This window comes from Gottfriedia endophytica, from assembly GCF_017814275.1.
In the GTDB taxonomy this organism is placed as follows: domain Bacteria; phylum Bacillota; class Bacilli; order Bacillales; family Bacillaceae_G; genus Gottfriedia; species Gottfriedia endophytica.
Genome location: NZ_JAGIYQ010000017.1, coordinates 1 through 15,197, shown reverse-complemented (window position 1 = coordinate 15,197; position 15,197 = coordinate 1). Strand labels below are relative to the sequence as shown.

Annotated in this window: 15 protein-coding genes; 1 reads left to right on the top strand and 14 read right to left on the bottom strand. The window is 34.9% G+C overall.

Going from position 1 to position 15,197, the window contains the following annotated elements:
• Positions 1-2: 2 nt before the first annotated feature.
• The 10 genes from hutH to J5Y03_RS17480 all read right to left on the bottom strand — a co-directional run bounded on the left by hutH (position 3) and on the right by J5Y03_RS17480 (position 10,687).
• Complete coding sequence (hutH, locus tag J5Y03_RS17525) at positions 3-1,520, bottom strand: histidine ammonia-lyase (protein WP_209407302.1); 1,518 nt, start codon at positions 1,518-1,520, stop codon at positions 3-5.
• A gap of 101 nt (positions 1,521-1,621) precedes the next feature.
• A complete protein-coding gene (gene hutP, locus J5Y03_RS17520; RefSeq protein ID WP_209407301.1) occupies positions 1,622-2,056 on the bottom strand; it encodes a hut operon transcriptional regulator HutP in 435 nt (144 codons plus the stop codon).
• A 292-nt stretch (positions 2,057-2,348) separates the two neighbouring features.
• Positions 2,349-2,810, bottom strand: coding sequence for a GNAT family N-acetyltransferase (locus J5Y03_RS17515; protein ID WP_209407300.1), 462 nt, complete (start codon positions 2,808-2,810; stop codon positions 2,349-2,351).
• A gap of 312 nt (positions 2,811-3,122) precedes the next feature.
• A complete protein-coding gene (locus tag J5Y03_RS17510; RefSeq protein ID WP_209407299.1) occupies positions 3,123-4,619 on the bottom strand; it encodes a long-chain-fatty-acid--CoA ligase in 1,497 nt (498 codons plus the stop codon).
• A 72-nt stretch (positions 4,620-4,691) separates the two neighbouring features.
• Positions 4,692-4,937 (bottom strand): hypothetical protein, encoded by a 246-nt coding sequence (locus tag J5Y03_RS17505; RefSeq protein ID WP_209407298.1) that lies wholly within the window; start codon positions 4,935-4,937, stop codon positions 4,692-4,694.
• Positions 4,938-4,996: 59 nt separating this feature from the next.
• Positions 4,997-5,431: a PH domain-containing protein gene (locus J5Y03_RS20145; protein ID WP_209407297.1), complete on the bottom strand. Its 435-nt coding sequence runs from the start codon at positions 5,429-5,431 to the stop codon at positions 4,997-4,999.
• Between the two features lie 902 nt (positions 5,432-6,333).
• Complete coding sequence (locus J5Y03_RS17495; RefSeq protein WP_209407296.1) at positions 6,334-7,095, bottom strand: glucose 1-dehydrogenase; 762 nt, start codon at positions 7,093-7,095, stop codon at positions 6,334-6,336.
• Between the two features lie 239 nt (positions 7,096-7,334).
• Complete coding sequence (locus J5Y03_RS17490) at positions 7,335-9,332, bottom strand: S9 family peptidase (RefSeq protein WP_209407295.1); 1,998 nt, start codon at positions 9,330-9,332, stop codon at positions 7,335-7,337.
• A gap of 186 nt (positions 9,333-9,518) precedes the next feature.
• Entirely contained in the window at positions 9,519-9,989 is a 471-nt protein-coding gene (locus J5Y03_RS17485; protein ID WP_209407294.1) for a DinB family protein, read from the bottom strand.
• 308 nt (positions 9,990-10,297) lie between these two features.
• The gene (locus tag J5Y03_RS17480; protein ID WP_209407364.1) at positions 10,298-10,687 is read right to left on the bottom strand and encodes a cupredoxin domain-containing protein; all 390 of its coding nucleotides are present in this window, start codon (positions 10,685-10,687) and stop codon (positions 10,298-10,300) included.
• A gap of 481 nt (positions 10,688-11,168) precedes the next feature.
• Here J5Y03_RS17480 and J5Y03_RS17475 point away from each other — a divergent pair, with 481 nt between their 5' ends.
• The gene (locus J5Y03_RS17475) at positions 11,169-11,534 is read left to right on the top strand and encodes a hypothetical protein (RefSeq protein ID WP_245208950.1); all 366 of its coding nucleotides are present in this window, start codon (positions 11,169-11,171) and stop codon (positions 11,532-11,534) included.
• A gap of 335 nt (positions 11,535-11,869) precedes the next feature.
• Here the strand turns inward: J5Y03_RS17475 and J5Y03_RS17470 are convergent, their stop codons facing one another.
• The 4 genes from J5Y03_RS17470 to J5Y03_RS17455 form a co-directional block, all read right to left on the bottom strand.
• Positions 11,870-12,520, bottom strand: coding sequence for a hypothetical protein (locus J5Y03_RS17470; RefSeq protein ID WP_209407293.1), 651 nt, complete (start codon positions 12,518-12,520; stop codon positions 11,870-11,872).
• A 414-nt stretch (positions 12,521-12,934) separates the two neighbouring features.
• Positions 12,935-13,591, bottom strand: a complete 657-nt coding sequence (locus tag J5Y03_RS17465) for a DUF1801 domain-containing protein (RefSeq protein WP_209407363.1) — start codon at positions 13,589-13,591, stop codon at positions 12,935-12,937.
• A gap of 229 nt (positions 13,592-13,820) precedes the next feature.
• Positions 13,821-14,492, bottom strand: a complete 672-nt coding sequence (locus J5Y03_RS17460; protein ID WP_209407292.1) for a Dph6-related ATP pyrophosphatase — start codon at positions 14,490-14,492, stop codon at positions 13,821-13,823.
• 330 nt (positions 14,493-14,822) lie between these two features.
• Positions 14,823-15,008: a hypothetical protein gene (locus J5Y03_RS17455; protein WP_209407291.1), complete on the bottom strand. Its 186-nt coding sequence runs from the start codon at positions 15,006-15,008 to the stop codon at positions 14,823-14,825.
• Between the last annotated feature and the right edge of the window lie 189 nt (positions 15,009-15,197).

Genomic DNA, 15,197 nt, shown 5'->3' with positions numbered 1-15,197 from the left:
TCTTAACCTCCGTAAATTGTTTTTTGATGAAATGTATTTTTTGTATTAGACAAGCCCTTTAAATAGCTTGTTACTCGCTCTATATCTGTAGAGAAAATACGGTCTTGTTTAATTGAAGGAACAATATTTCTAGCATCCTCATAGAACTTTCTTGTAATGGATCCCATTCCCTCAACTCCACGATATTCAACTGCCTGTAATGCACAAATTAATTCAATCGCTAACACGCGACGTGAGTTTTGTAAAATTTGATATGCATGTCTTGCTCCAATCGTTCCCATACTTACATGATCTTCTTGATTTGCAGATGATGGGATTGAGTCGACACTTGCAGGATGAGCAAGCGTTTTATTCTCTGATACAAGAGACGCAGCTGCGTATTGCATGATCATCGCACCTGATTGAAGACCTGGCTCAGGACTTAAGAATGGTGGTAAATCATTTAGCTGTGGATTAACAAGTCTTTCAATTCGGCGTTCCGAAATATTAGCAAGCTCTGCTACTCCAAGTTTGAAGAAATCCATTGCAAACGCAATTGGCTGACCATGGAAATTACCACCTGAAATGACAGCATCATCAAAAATTAATGGGTTATCTGTTGCCGCATTCATTTCAATTTCTAATTTTTCTTTTACATATGTTAAAACTTGCCAAGATGCTCCGTGTACTTGGGGAATACATCTTAATGTATATGCATCTTGTACACGAATTTCACCTTGCTTTGTGATCAATTTACTATCTGATAAAATATTACGATAGCGTTCTGCTACATCAATTTGTTCTTTAAATCCTCTTGCTGTATGAAGTCTTTCATCAAATACATCAATGATTCCTTGTAGTGATTCAAATGTAATCGAAGAAATCAATTCACTTTGATAAGCTAATTCTTCACCTTCAATGTAAGCTAAAACTCCCATTGCAGTCATTGCTTGAGTTCCATTTATTAATGCAAGACCCTCTTTTGCTTCCAAAGAAATTGGTGAAATCCCCTCTTTTGCAAGAGCTTCTTCAGTCTTAACAACTTCACCTTTATAAAAAACTTCACCTTCTCCAAGTAATACAAGTGCTAGGTGTGATAGTGGAGCTAAATCTCCACTTGCTCCTAACGAACCTTGCTGAGGAATTGCAGGGTGAATTTGTGCATTAACTAAAGATATTAATTTCTCAACAACGATCGGTCTTACTCCTGAGAACCCTTTAAGCATTGTATTTGTTCGTAAAACAAGCATTGCTCTTGATACCTTTTCAGGGAATAATTCACCAACACCACAAGCGTGAGAAACAATTAAGTTATGTTGTAATTTGGAAACGTTTTCTTTTGAGATAAAAACATCACTGAATTTCCCAAAACCAGTTGTGATTCCGTAAACTACTTGCTCTTCATCTACGATTTTTTCTACTTTTTCGCGACAAGCTTTTACTCGTTCCATGCTTTCTTCGCTTGCTTTAACATAAGAATTATTCAATAAAATTTCTTTCATTTGTTCAATTGTTAATGTTGAACCTGTTAATGTAACCATTATTTCCACCTCCAAATGTCTAAAAAACCACAAAAAGAGGCTATGCAACGTCATCAATGACGAAACATAGCCCCCTATTCACTAAAATAACTATGGGCTTACTATATGTGATTAATTCCTAACCCAGCAGATTCATGCTCAGAACCTTTAATTGGAGCACCAATTGTGCCGTATAACGCAACTGCAATCCAGTCCCCTTCTTCCTTATTTCGATAAGGAGCTCCCCGAACAACAGCAAATCGCAATCCAACTGTTCTCAAAATTCCTGATAACTGTAGATGCCCTCTTGTGACACCTTGTATCGCTTCCAAAATCGCATGATATAATGCATGTACTTCACGATAAACATTACCATTTATCAATCCATTACTTTTGGCAGCGGTTTCAATTGCGGCAACAATTTTTTGTGAGTCCATTGTTCCAACTTTACCAACACAGCTTTTAACATTTTTTTGATCCATAACAATTGGATCATTTTCTTCAGATAGTGCTAGTAATAATGCATAGCGACCAATACGTTGTTCTTGTTGTGCCATATAAGTTTACCTCGATGTTGAAGTCTTTAAACTAGTAACTACATTCAGTATATTCCACTTTTGGTGAATTTTCAATAAATTATTTAAAAAAATTTTCTTAAGTTGGCTCTATAAAATTACTTTATTGATATTCATGAGGATCCGCTCCCTTTCCTCGCTTCAAGAACGAGGCAGTTTCATGCATTTGTTTCAAATAAACTATCTTATATTCTTTGACTTATTATAGTATCTATTTTTAAAAAAAGTGGTCCTACTTTCGAAGTAAACCACTTAATTGTTCTATATAATATTATTATTCCTTTATCATCACTATAAATTCGATTGAATCTCTTTTAAACTTCATCTTTTCGATAAAACCAAGTTTCTTATAAAGGCGGATCGCTCTGCGATTAAATTCTGCAACAGTTAATCTAATTGATTTGTCTTTTCCTATAGTTTGAAGAACTTTTGAAAAAAAAGTGAAACCGAATCCTTTACCAGTCATATCTGGCTTCATCCCAATTCCAATATCCAGAATTTCCTCAGAGTATGCTCCAAACTGATGTCCAATTGGAACTTGCGCTGAGGATCCTATACAAAAAAATCCAACCAACTCTTCACTCTGATTGACTACTGCATAATACGGATTTTCAATCATTTCATTAATTGCTTCAAAGGTTTCTTCATTATCATAAAAGTCATACGGTGCTTCGTATCTCCAATTTACAATTTCTACTGCAAATTTTTCATTCATATCCTTAATAAATAATTCCATATACTCCCCTACTTTTATCATTTAGCAATTTCTGTAAACTTCATTGCTATTTTGAAAATGTGATAAGTTCATTTCCTCTCCAGGACACTCGCTTTCCTTGGGGCGGGCGTTGAGCCTCCTCGTCGCTTACGCTCCTGCGGGGTCTCACCTGTCCCGCTGCTCCCACAGGAGTCTCGCACCTTCCACTCCAATCAACTTATTTATCACCAGTGTCATATAACAAAATCTTTATAAAAACAAGAAACCTTTAGAAAAATCCTTTCATATACAAAATTGAAATAATATCAAAATATCCTTCTTAAAATCTACTTTTTATTTTTCTAGTAGTCTTTTCATAATTTTACCTGTACTGTTTTTTGGAATTTCTTCTAAAAATTGAATTTCACTAGGTTGTTTATACTTTGCTAAATGTTTTTTACAGTAAGTAAATATTTCTTCTTCTGTAACATTTGAATCATTTAAAACAATGAATGCTTTTACTGCTTCACCAGTCCGCTCATTTTTAATTCCTATGACAGCAGCCTCTATAATATTTGGATGTGCATAAAGCACTTCTTCAATTTCTCTAGGATAGACACTATATCCGTTCATTAAAATTACATCCTTTTTACGATCTAATAGAAATAGATAGCCATCTTCATCCTTACGTCCAATGTCTCCAGTATAAAACCAACCATTTTTTATTGCTTTATCAGTTTCAATTTTATTATTTAGGTAACCCTTCATAACATTCGGGCCACTAACAATTACTTCACCAACTTCTAAAGCTGCTAATTCATTTCCAACCTCATCCACGATTTTTGTTTTTACATTTGGTATGTCTAATCCAACAGAACCTGGTTTACAGGTCCCTTTGTATGGATTAAAAGATATAACCGGAGCTGTTTCTGTCAAGCCATATCCTTCTAATATCGTAACACCGTATTTTGCTTGAATATTTTTTAATAAATCAACAGACATAGATGAACCACCGGAAATAAATGTTCTTACAGTAGAGAAATCTTTACTTGTTACATGCTCTAAGTGATATAAATAATTGTAAATCGTTGGAACCGCTGCAAGTAATGTCACTTTTTCGTCACGAATTAGTTGAACTAATTCTGTAGGGTTAAATGGAGATTGAATGAGTAATTTTGCGCCATTTAGTAAACTTAGGTTTACACTTACTGTTAAACAAAATAAATGGAACATTGGTAGCACAGCTACAATTCGATCTTGCTTTGTTGTTTGAGACACTTGCGTAAACGACATTGCATTCGAATAGAGGTTTTCATGCGTTAGCATGGCTCCTTTTGGTTTACCTGTTGTACCAGAAGTATAGATAATGACCGCAATATCGTTAGCTTCACCATCGCTTGTATTATTTAACAAAAGAGTTTCTTTTTCAAAATTTAGTATCTTAATATTTTCTACTATTAAAAGTCTGGGAAAAGGAGAAAAAGTATCTTTTAGATTTTCTAGTTTCTCTTTTTGCTTTTCACCAATAAATAATGCTTTCGCATTACAGTTTTGCAAAACATATTGTAATTCCGTCTCCGTTAAAACTGGATTAATCGGTACTGCAGTTGCCCCTATCTTTAAAAGACCAAGATAAGCATATAAAAACTCCGGACTATTCTCTAAATAAATTGCTACACAATCCCTACTTTTGACTCCATTGCTCAAGAGTAACTGTGAATAGATAGAACAAGATTCATCAAGTTCTTTATATGAAATGGAATTTCCATTATGTACTAAAGCTGTATCTTCTTTATTTTCAATAACAATTTTCGAAAAAGCATCATAAATATTCATGTTGTTTTCAATCATTCCTTATTATTTCATTACTGTGATGAATATCAGTTTAACACTTTTTAATAAAGATTTCTTTTAATTTTAGATTTAAAAGAAATGTATAAAAAACTCAATAAAAAATTTAATTGGTTTCCTAGATTTATAAAACAAACCTATACCAAATAGTAGTACACCAACTGTCGCCAATAACCACCCTAGTGTATCATTGAATTTATAAACTAATTCAATTGTGAAAATGACTACCCCTAACATCAAAAATATCATATTTGTAATTAATTCTTTCATTGTTAACCTGCTTTCATTATTAAGTCTTTCATAAACAAATATGTGCATCTTTTATTCACCAGTCCGGCCACTTATTGAATCGTATGTGGTAGCCACCCTTGAACAAATTATGTTTGCAATCTTTCATCTAACAATATATTTACATTATAAGTTTTAAGAGTCTTAACAAATTCAACTTTATTCATTGGAGATACATAAAGTTTCTTATTTTGATGATGAATAATTTCAATTCTATCTAAAGAAAGAGCTGGACTTGAAATAAGATCACTAACATTATTGATTTGGTTAATCTCATTAATTGGTATTTTTCTTTTTATGAATGAATCCCAAATAATTAAATCTTGATTTGTAATAACATACCTTGTATTTACAAACATGAATACAAAATATAAAATAACGATGCCAAATAAAATTGATAAAGAAAATCTGGTGAAAAAATTCTCTCCTGAAGATAAAGTTGAGATTAATCCTGTTATTAAGGTACCAACTGTTATGATTCCAAAAACAACCATGGAAGTATCTATTTTTGATCGAAAGGACACAACCAATCATCTCCGGTTAATATTTTTCAAATAAATTTACTCTTATTATTTATAAAGTCCTTTTCTTATTCAACTTATAGTCAATATAAAAAGACTCCCACCGGAAGCCTTTAGAATAGCAACATGAAAAGTAAACAGTTTATATATATAAGAAATCTTCAGTCTGCCTTCTTCCATTCCTATTCCTGAAATTTGGATAACTCAGATTTCTTTACGCGTATACTTACATATTCATCTACCGGGCCACTTTCGCTCGTATTTGTATAGGCATATGTATTAGTAAATTCACTGTCATTATTTGATATATCTGATTGTTTATTCTTTGGTTTTAGTATTAAAAACACGATTAACAGGAGAATTGTTAACCCCAAAAAAAATGCTGTGAGATATACCCAATACTTTACATAAATATTATAATTAATCGCATCAGTTATACTCGTATTTCCTACTGAATACGAGACTAAGTAATTAGTGAGACTCACAAAGAGTGACATAACCGTTGCAAGGCACGAAACTTGAATACTTAATTTAAACATCACTTTCTCCTTTAACTACACTTCTAGTTGTAAATAATTACAAATTAATTTCGATACAAGTTTGAAATTCAATTTACTGAATCGAAATTCATACAAATAATACGGTTTAAAATAGGTACTAATACATATATCGGCACAATTTCTAAAAATAGAAGTTTAACTTTGTATGTAATTGAACAAGGATCACCTTATTTTTATCCATCTATCTTTTATTCTTTTTTTATATTCATAGGCGTTCAACAAAAATAGGACCGCCTGCAGCGATCCCTTCTTCAACTCTTCCCCCGATTGTTGAACATACACCATCCTACCATCAATGACGGTTTATTTAACTAAAGCACCTTACAGATGAATTTGATATTAGACTCAGCATTTAGCTGATTCACCACCATCTATAACCAATACGTGGCCATTTATATATGAAGCTTGATCAGAGCATAACCAAATCGCACCTTCAGCTATTTCGTTTGGATCTCCAATTCTTCCTTGAGGAATAACTGCTTCAGTTTGACTTACTGTAACTCCTGTTTCCTTAAATACCTTTTCCAATAAAGGTGTGTGGATCGCACCTGGACAGATAACATTAATACGTATATTTGATTTCGCATATTCAAGTGCCGCAGACTTTGTTAGACTAATAACTCCAGCTTTAGTTGAAGCATAAAGTGATGCAAACGGAGTTCCTCCTAAACCATTAATCGATGAGATGTTTACAATATTTCCGTAACCTTGCTTTAGCATTTGTTGTATCTGAAATTTCATACATAACCATACACCTTTAAGATTAGTACAGATAACTGTATCAAAATCCGCTTCTGTAGTATCAGCAATTGGTGCAATACTCCCCATTACTCCCGCAGCATTACAAGCAAAATCTAGACTTCCAAAACTATCTACAGTTGATTGAATTAATTTTTTAACCTGTTCTTCAGAACTCACATCGGTTTGAAATGATAGTGCTTCTCCCCCCATTTCTCGAATTAAGTTCTGAGTTTCATTTATGGTTTTGGGTGATCTTCCTGCCACAACAACTTTTGATCCTTGATTGGCAAAATTTATAGCTATAGCTCTTCCAATCCCTGATCCCCCACCTGTGACCAAAGCTACCTTATTTCTAAATGAATTCATTTCTCACCCTCCTTTCTTTCTTAAGGATATTTTCATTAATTAAATTTATGAACAAAACTGGCAGTCTGTAAAACAGGAAAAAAATAATCTTCAAAAACTAGAAAGTACTTCTTAACTCTGACAGCAATTAATTCACAATTTTATTTTCCAACTTAAAAACAATAGATTTACTATTTTTTCAAAAAAGAAGAGAAAGAATCTAAAAGATCCTTTCTCCAATCATTTATTAAAAAATATTCTTATTTTCGTCGATCATCAAACCAACCAATTAAATGCTGTAAGCGCTCTAAGCGGTGCTTTGGCTTACCAGAGCGGGAAAGTTCATGGTTTTCATCTGGGAAGCGGACGAGCTTTGTTTCCACACCTAGACGCTTAAGTGCGACATACCATTGCTCTGCTTGCTCCATTGGACAGCGTAAGTCTTGTTCGCTGTGAAGGATAAGGATTGGTGTTTTCACATTACGAGCATGGTGAAGTGGTGATACCTTTAAGAGCTTAACTGCATCATCCCATAAATCAGCTTGTCCATGTTGCCATTCAGTAAAGTAGAATCCTATATCACTTGTGCCATAGAAGCTGTGCCAGTTACAAATACTACGTTGTGTTACGGCTGCTTTGAAACGGTCTGTACGAGTGACGATAACATTTGTCATGTACCCACCGTAACTTCCACCTGTCACAAATAATTGGTCATGATCTATGTAATTAAAGTTTTCTAAGGCATAATCTAAACCAGCCATAATATCCTCATAATCCATGCCGCCGTAATCACCGATAACTGCGTTGACAAAGTCATGTCCATAGCCATGGCTTCCTCTTGGATTTGTATACAACACTATATACCCTTTAGATGCCATTAATTGCATTTCATGGTGTAATCCATTTCCATAAGCGGTAGCTGGACCACCATGTATTTGAAGGATCATTGGGTATGTTTTTCCTTCCTCAAAACCATAAGGCTTTAGAATCCAACCTTCAATTTTCTTTCCATCTGTACTGTCGAAATGGAAATTTTCAGGATTACTTAAATGAACCTCGTTATATAGTTCTTTATTCCAATTTGTTAACTTGTAAGCGTTATTCACATTATGTAAATCCTGAGTAACCAAATCTCCTGTTGAATGAGGAGTTGCCATAATAAGTATAGCTTGATCATCACTAACGATATCAAATGAAGTAACTACTGAAGCGGAAGGAGATAAGGCCGGTGAAACTTCTCCATCTAGATTTACTCTAAACAACTGGCAATCTCCACCAACGGTCGCATTAAAGTAAATAGTAGAGCTAGCAGAGTCCCAAATTAGTCGTTGTTCTGCCGTGTCATACTTCGCATCAACACCTACAAGATTTCCAACTGTGTAATCAAAGTCTTCTGTTAAATTAGTAAACTCACCTGTTTCTATAGAAAGTAGAAGAATATTCGCATTACCCTGGCTTCTTTCTCCACGGGCATGTCCAGCAACGGCTAGCCACTTACCGTCTGGTGACAGAGATGGTGCCATAAGATATCCATTTCCTTGATAGAAAAGAGTCTCTTCCTTGGAAGTAATGTCAAACTTCCAAATGGCTGGAAGGTAACCCCACTCTTTATCTTCCGCTTTCGTTCCGATATAGAATAAGCTTTTCCCATCTGGAGTGAAGCGAGGCTGAGAAAAATCATGCTCTCCTTCAGTTATCTTCGTATAAGCCTTTGTCTCAAGATCAAATAAATAAACATGCTTACGATCGTCATTATAAATACCTGCTCCGTCACCTTTATAACGAAGTCTAGTAATTACTTTAACATCACTTTTTTCTTCTTTCTTCACTTCTTCCTTATCAGAGGTTAGTTTTAATTCTCCAGTAATCGTAAGAGCTAGCTGCTTTCCGTCTGGAAACCAAGTAAACTCTCCAATTCCTTGCTTAACGTCTGTTAATTGTTTCGCTTCACCACCATCAGTATGTAATAACCAAACCTGATTTTTTCCTGAGCGATTTGAACAGAAGGCAAGTGTGGTTCCATCAGGTGACCACTTTGGAGACATATCTTTTACTAAACTATCCTTTGAATAATGAGAAGTAAACTTTCTGCCTTCACCTTTTAAATCAGTTATGTAGATAAAAGAGTAATACCCATCTTTTTCTTTATCAACACGAGTTAATACATAGGCAACCTTGTCTCTGTTAGGAGATACCTGAGGATCTCCTACAAACTTAAATTTACATAAGTCTTCTGCGGTAACAGGGCGTTTTGTCATTCTTCTTTCCTCCTTCTTTAGCAATATACAACTATCTTAGCATTTCAATAATCGAAGTAAAATGATTTTTCTGTATTTTCTTAATAAAAAGAAATTTTATATTTTAGTTTTAATTTAATAGACTATTAAAAATGTGGTAAGAGATATAATAATTTTATTGATAAAATATAATGATATTTCTTTTGGTCAACGATGTGATGGCCAGGATCCTTGCATTTTTCTGATTTGAATAATTTGACCCGTATGATAAGCGTCATGAAGTAATATATCCATGAGTTTCCCTTCGAGGGAATTTTCATTAAGCTCTTCAATGGAAATATGACTTAGTATCTGTCTTAGATTATGGTGTGCATTTTCCACACGTTCAACAACTTTCTTCCATTCCTTTTCTTCATTTGATTGTTCAGTGAGATGGAAAGTTTCGTCACCGTCGAGATTATGTGTCCAGTTACAGCCGTCCATGTTTGCAACAAGCCTCTCTTTGTAATAAATAAGGTGATTAACGTTCTCCCAGATTGTTTTGGTTGCTTCGCCTGCTGGTCTCCAATTAGCTTGTTCAGCTGTGATTCCTTCAATTGCATTTTTGAGTGGAGCATACCAACTTTCCTTATCAAACGTTGAATCTAGTACGTATAAAAGCAAATCTTTTCGTTCCAAATCTATCTCCTCCTTTAACACTTATCATTCATTTTAAAGAAATTATGAAAATCACATCTGTAGATATTCTACATTTAAACTGATCATCCTGTTTTTTAACATGCCAGCAAATCTTATTACACAATCTTGATTGAAACTAACTACTATCTTTAAAAAATAAGCCGATTCCATTTACCTCTGTCCATTTCTCTCTAAAACTTAATTGCCCCCTTAAAGGAACATTCTTTTGTGGAAGAATGATAGATGGTATTAATAATATGCAAGTTACCGTTGCTAATTAAAAAAGCAAGGCTCATTGGCCCTGCTTGTTAGTTAACTATTACTTTTCCAACCATTCCTTTCTCGAAATGGTACCGACATATCAGTTCATATGTACCGGGCATTTTTGGTTTAACGGTAATGCTTTTTTCTTTTCCTGGCTGGACTTCTACGTCAATTCCTAGCTTTTTCACTGTGAAGGTGTGTTCTTTGTTACCTTCGTTTTTCAATATCAACGGTGTCGCTTTTCCATTGAGAATAGTGATGGCATTCGGATTAAAATAATCATCATTTATCTTTACCTCAATTGCTTTCACTGTCTCCATAGGCTGGGTTAGTACACCAGATTCGGCAAATACGCCCAGTGATCCTAGAGTTGTCGTAACCACAATCATTGCAAGCAAAACAGCCAATCCTGTTAACCACTTTTTCACAGACATTCGCATTCCCTCCTTATCATTAACACTATTTTTTTCTAATTCATAAAAATTATTACTAGAAAATTGGTGGCAACGTGCCTTCAAATAGTAACTCTTTGATCTGAAAGTGAAAAAAAATGATCGACTCTATAGACGATCTTCTGTAATCCATCTTATTTAACTAACCTACCAGTAGTAAAATAGGAGCTGAACATCATTCAGCTCCCAAGCATTATTAATAACTGACTTACAGTCTACTTTCTGTTCCTATCATTAATATTAAAACCTATATAGTTTCGAATGTAATTCTACTATTTAAATTAATTTTCCTTCTTTGACTATACTGTAAGTTAATTTAAGAAGATCCACTTCATTTTCTATGAATAACATGTACAAATCTAGTTTATTATTCTGCCTAATTTTAAAGGAGAATAAGCTCATTTAATTTTTTTAAGCATAGCATGTAAAAGCATTAAAATATTTCTAAAAAGTAGGTGAAAACATGACATTAGATTATCAACGTCGTATTCCTGGCATGGGCATGGGTGGTTTCCCTGGCATGGGCATGGGTGGTTTCCCTGGTATGGGCATGGGTGGTTTCCCTGGCATGGGCATGGGTGGTTTCCCTGGCATGGGCATGGGTGGTTTCCCTGGCATGGGCATGGGTGGTTTTCCTGGCATGGGTATGGGCGGTTTTCCTGGCATGGGTATGGGTGGCTTCCCTGGCATGGGCGGTTTCCCTGGCATGGGCATGGGTGGTTTTCCTGGCATGGGCATGGGTGGTTTTCCTGGCATGGGCATGGGTGGTTTCCCTGGCATGGGCATGGGTGGTTTCCCTGGCATGGGTATGGGTGGTTTCCCTAGGTAGATCCCAATTATCTATAATTTTGATTACTAATACATTTTACCAAGTATAGATGGCAATAGGTAAAGTTAACCCTAATCAAGTCAATGTAGGCTCAATGAAAACTTTAGATGGTGAACCGCAGATTACTTGGGCAGTTTTAGAAGACCTGTTAGCAACCCATGTAACGCGGCCACACCACAGAGAATGGAACTTTAATTCTCTCTTCTATGGTAACTCAACAAAGAACTATAATTTTTAGCTTATTAAATTATGATCTTTCAAAAGCTAATTAAACTCTACTTTGCAAATCTTGTGTGAAAATTTGGGTTCTATTCAGTATTCCTCCGAATGTTTCTTTATTCTTTCTTTACGTAATTTGAATCATCTTGCCTCCATAAGCTAACCGCTATAAGTAGACATCCTATGAAAACAAGAAATCCATGCGCTACTCGTAGCGGTTGACCTGCGAAGAATTGTGGTATATATAAAGAAATTCCTAAAGCGAAGGGGATACCTCTCCATTTATGGTACCTTTCTGACCTCCAAATAGTAATTGAGACTATAATAGAAGAAGCTGCGAGTAATAGAAGACCAATTGCAAACAAAATAAGCCCTGGACCAGAACGTACAACATTTGCAATACTAACTAAATCAGCTGAATGCCGTTTCATTGCCTCCTGCCCTATTGCGTGTAGTCCGTAGCTTTCACCTCCATAAAAAGGTAAAGTTAATCCTATACCAAATATACATAATAAAACCGCAGAATAAGCCAGTGACTTCAAAGTTGTTCCTTTCAATGAGTTATGAAGTCCAAGTAAACCTAAAGGTAGTAGAGTGAAAGCAATAATTGCAAAAATATGAGCTATAAGCCATTCTGTGGATGCAAAAGCAGAGGCTCCTTCCAAAGTTGATTCATCTGAAAAAGGACGAATCGCTGGATAAATAACAAACAATATTCCTGATATTACAAGACATAGGGCACTAAAATAATTATGTTTATGAGACATATCGGGCTCTTTCCTCCTTGTCATTTCACCTAATTTTCAGGGTTAAAGTAAGACTAGGTATTATTATCCCTTGAATATATTCAATACCATAAAGAATATTCCTTTTTTCTAAAATGACTATTTGATTAATAAGGTACATATAAAAACGTCAAAGCAGCCCTCCATATAAAGTAAATACTTATTTATATTCAAGTAAGATAGGACATCATAACTATTACTTTATCAACCATCAAGTTTTAGCAATAATAAAACCAAATGAATAACTTTTTGCAAAATAAAAGAGAGCTGATCATTACTCAGCTCCTAAGTCTTGTTCAACTATCGTACCCATTAGTTCAAAAAAGTGTACCTTTAGCAAAAAAACAAAGGGTACACTTTTTTATGCAGTATTTTTCTTTTCTTAACTGGCAATACTTAAGCCTTCAATGACTTGTGTGAGCCATCACAGTTAGGCTGCTTTTGAGAAAGCCCACAAGTACAATCATTTAATCCCTTTCCATCGAATATTCTTTGGATATATTTTTCAATCCTGGACTCTCGAGTTTTCGATTGCTTAGGTTGAGAAAAATAAAGAATGTATGCTCTTTGCCGTCCAGGTGTCAATGATTCAAAAGCAGTTTTAAAATTAGGCTTTTCATCGAATTTTTTATGAAGTTCTTCTGGAATGATGAATTCTTTATGCTCTTTCTTTTTAACTTCCAAACCAGCTTTTTCAACTTCAATGGCTTCATAAATATAGGCTTTTAAGATGGTTTCCATTTCTACTATTTCTTGAACATTGGTAAACCGAATCTGGCGCCCCGCCTGTACATTTTCCGTTTGTTGGATTAGAATCCCATGGGCATCCTGTAATAAAGCACCTTTGTGAAACAGAAGTGCACAATATTCTTTAAATCCATGTATTAAAACGATATTTTTTTCATCCAATGTGTAACAAGGATGCATCCACTTAAATTCTTCGGTCAGCTCACAGTCAAGAACGATATTTCTTAATTTCTCAAATTCTTCCTTCCACTTTTTGGTTTTACTTAAAAATTCATCAACTTTAGGATTCATTCTACTATTTGTCATCAAAGGACCACCTCTCTTCAATTTTTCGATCAGTTTATTGTCAAGAATGATCATTCTATATTCCCCTGATTATTTCTGCCACTTTTTATATTGAATCATTTTCATTATACACTGAATTCATTTGACTCCTATAGGTATAAGTCTGTCGTGATGATCAAGATCAATGTTTCCTATGTATCGTTCATCTCGTTGAAACTCTCCATAGAAAAATAAAACAGGATAATGCCGATTAGTTCGTTTTTATTCCAACAAATTTCCACTTGTCCCTTTCTGTTATCTTATCCGTCTCGAATTCAATAGGAACAGTATGTGCAAATAATGGTCCATCGTAGACAAAGGTATGGTACTCGCCGTATTCGCCACACGGGTCTACACCTGGAGGCAACTGTTCCAGCCATTCTTCCGTCAATGTTTTCCCTAATGCTTCAGTACTCAATTTTGTGGAATCTATAGATATGACGGCAGCTTTGTACCCCTCGTTCACAATCTCGTGTGCTAGTGTTTTCGTATCACACTTCCACAAAGGGAGCAGGAGTTGGAATCCATGTTTCGCTAGCAACTCTTCCTTATAGTTCTTGACCTCTTCTAAAAATAAGTCGCCGTAGGCAATTTTGGTTACGCCAAATTGTTCATTGAAATACATCATGGTTCTGATTAACTCGTTTTCGAAGTTTTCCGTTGTAAACACATTCATTTTGATTATAAATAGTGGCAGTCCGATCGCTTCAGCTTGTTTTTCAACGAGCTTTTCAGCTACGTGATGGCTGGTCACGCTTCCATTTTCGGTACAGGTCGTAATCAATGATACGATGTTGTACCTTTTGTCTTTTGCTAATTGATGAACGGTGTAGACTGAGTCTTTTCCGGATGAGAAGGCAACGACGATATTTTCTGGTGTCATTCTTCTTTACCTCCTGATTCTTTATTTTTCACTTGTTTGTATTTAAGTTTGGATTAGTTTAATAACTTGATAATCCATGAGCGATTTGGAAGATTTAATAAATCTATCTTTCTCAAAATCTTTTTCTGATTTTACATTTTCAAATTCAAACCAACTACCATCATCATACTTTGATTTGACTCCTAACTTAAATCGATTGTTAATCTCGCGAGTAGTTACAATCTCTTAAGTATGGCAAGCATTCATGCCAATTTCTATTGACGATTCAAATGACCTCATTTCCTACAATCTCAACACTACGATGTAGTTATCCTAAGGTGGATATTGTTATTACCATCCAATGAAATAAAAAACTAACCCTAATACGAAACTTACTAATATACTTCGTTTGTATAAAGCCTCTTTCTCGTAATCATCTAAATAGTGATTATTTAACCCTTCTTGAATTTTAATCCATGAAAATCCATAAAACCAACCGGATACAATACTACCAATTATAGTAAAAATTAAATGCATTGTTACTCCCCCGAAAAAATAATTTCATTTAGACTAAGTTCTATTCCTTGATCAACTATCCTGCCTAATCGAGTAGGAGGGAGCGACTAACTCCCGACCTCTCACACCACCGTACGTACGGTTCCGTATACGGCGGTTCAAATTAAGTCTGACGCAGAAATTCATATCTTTGATATAGACTTTTAAGAC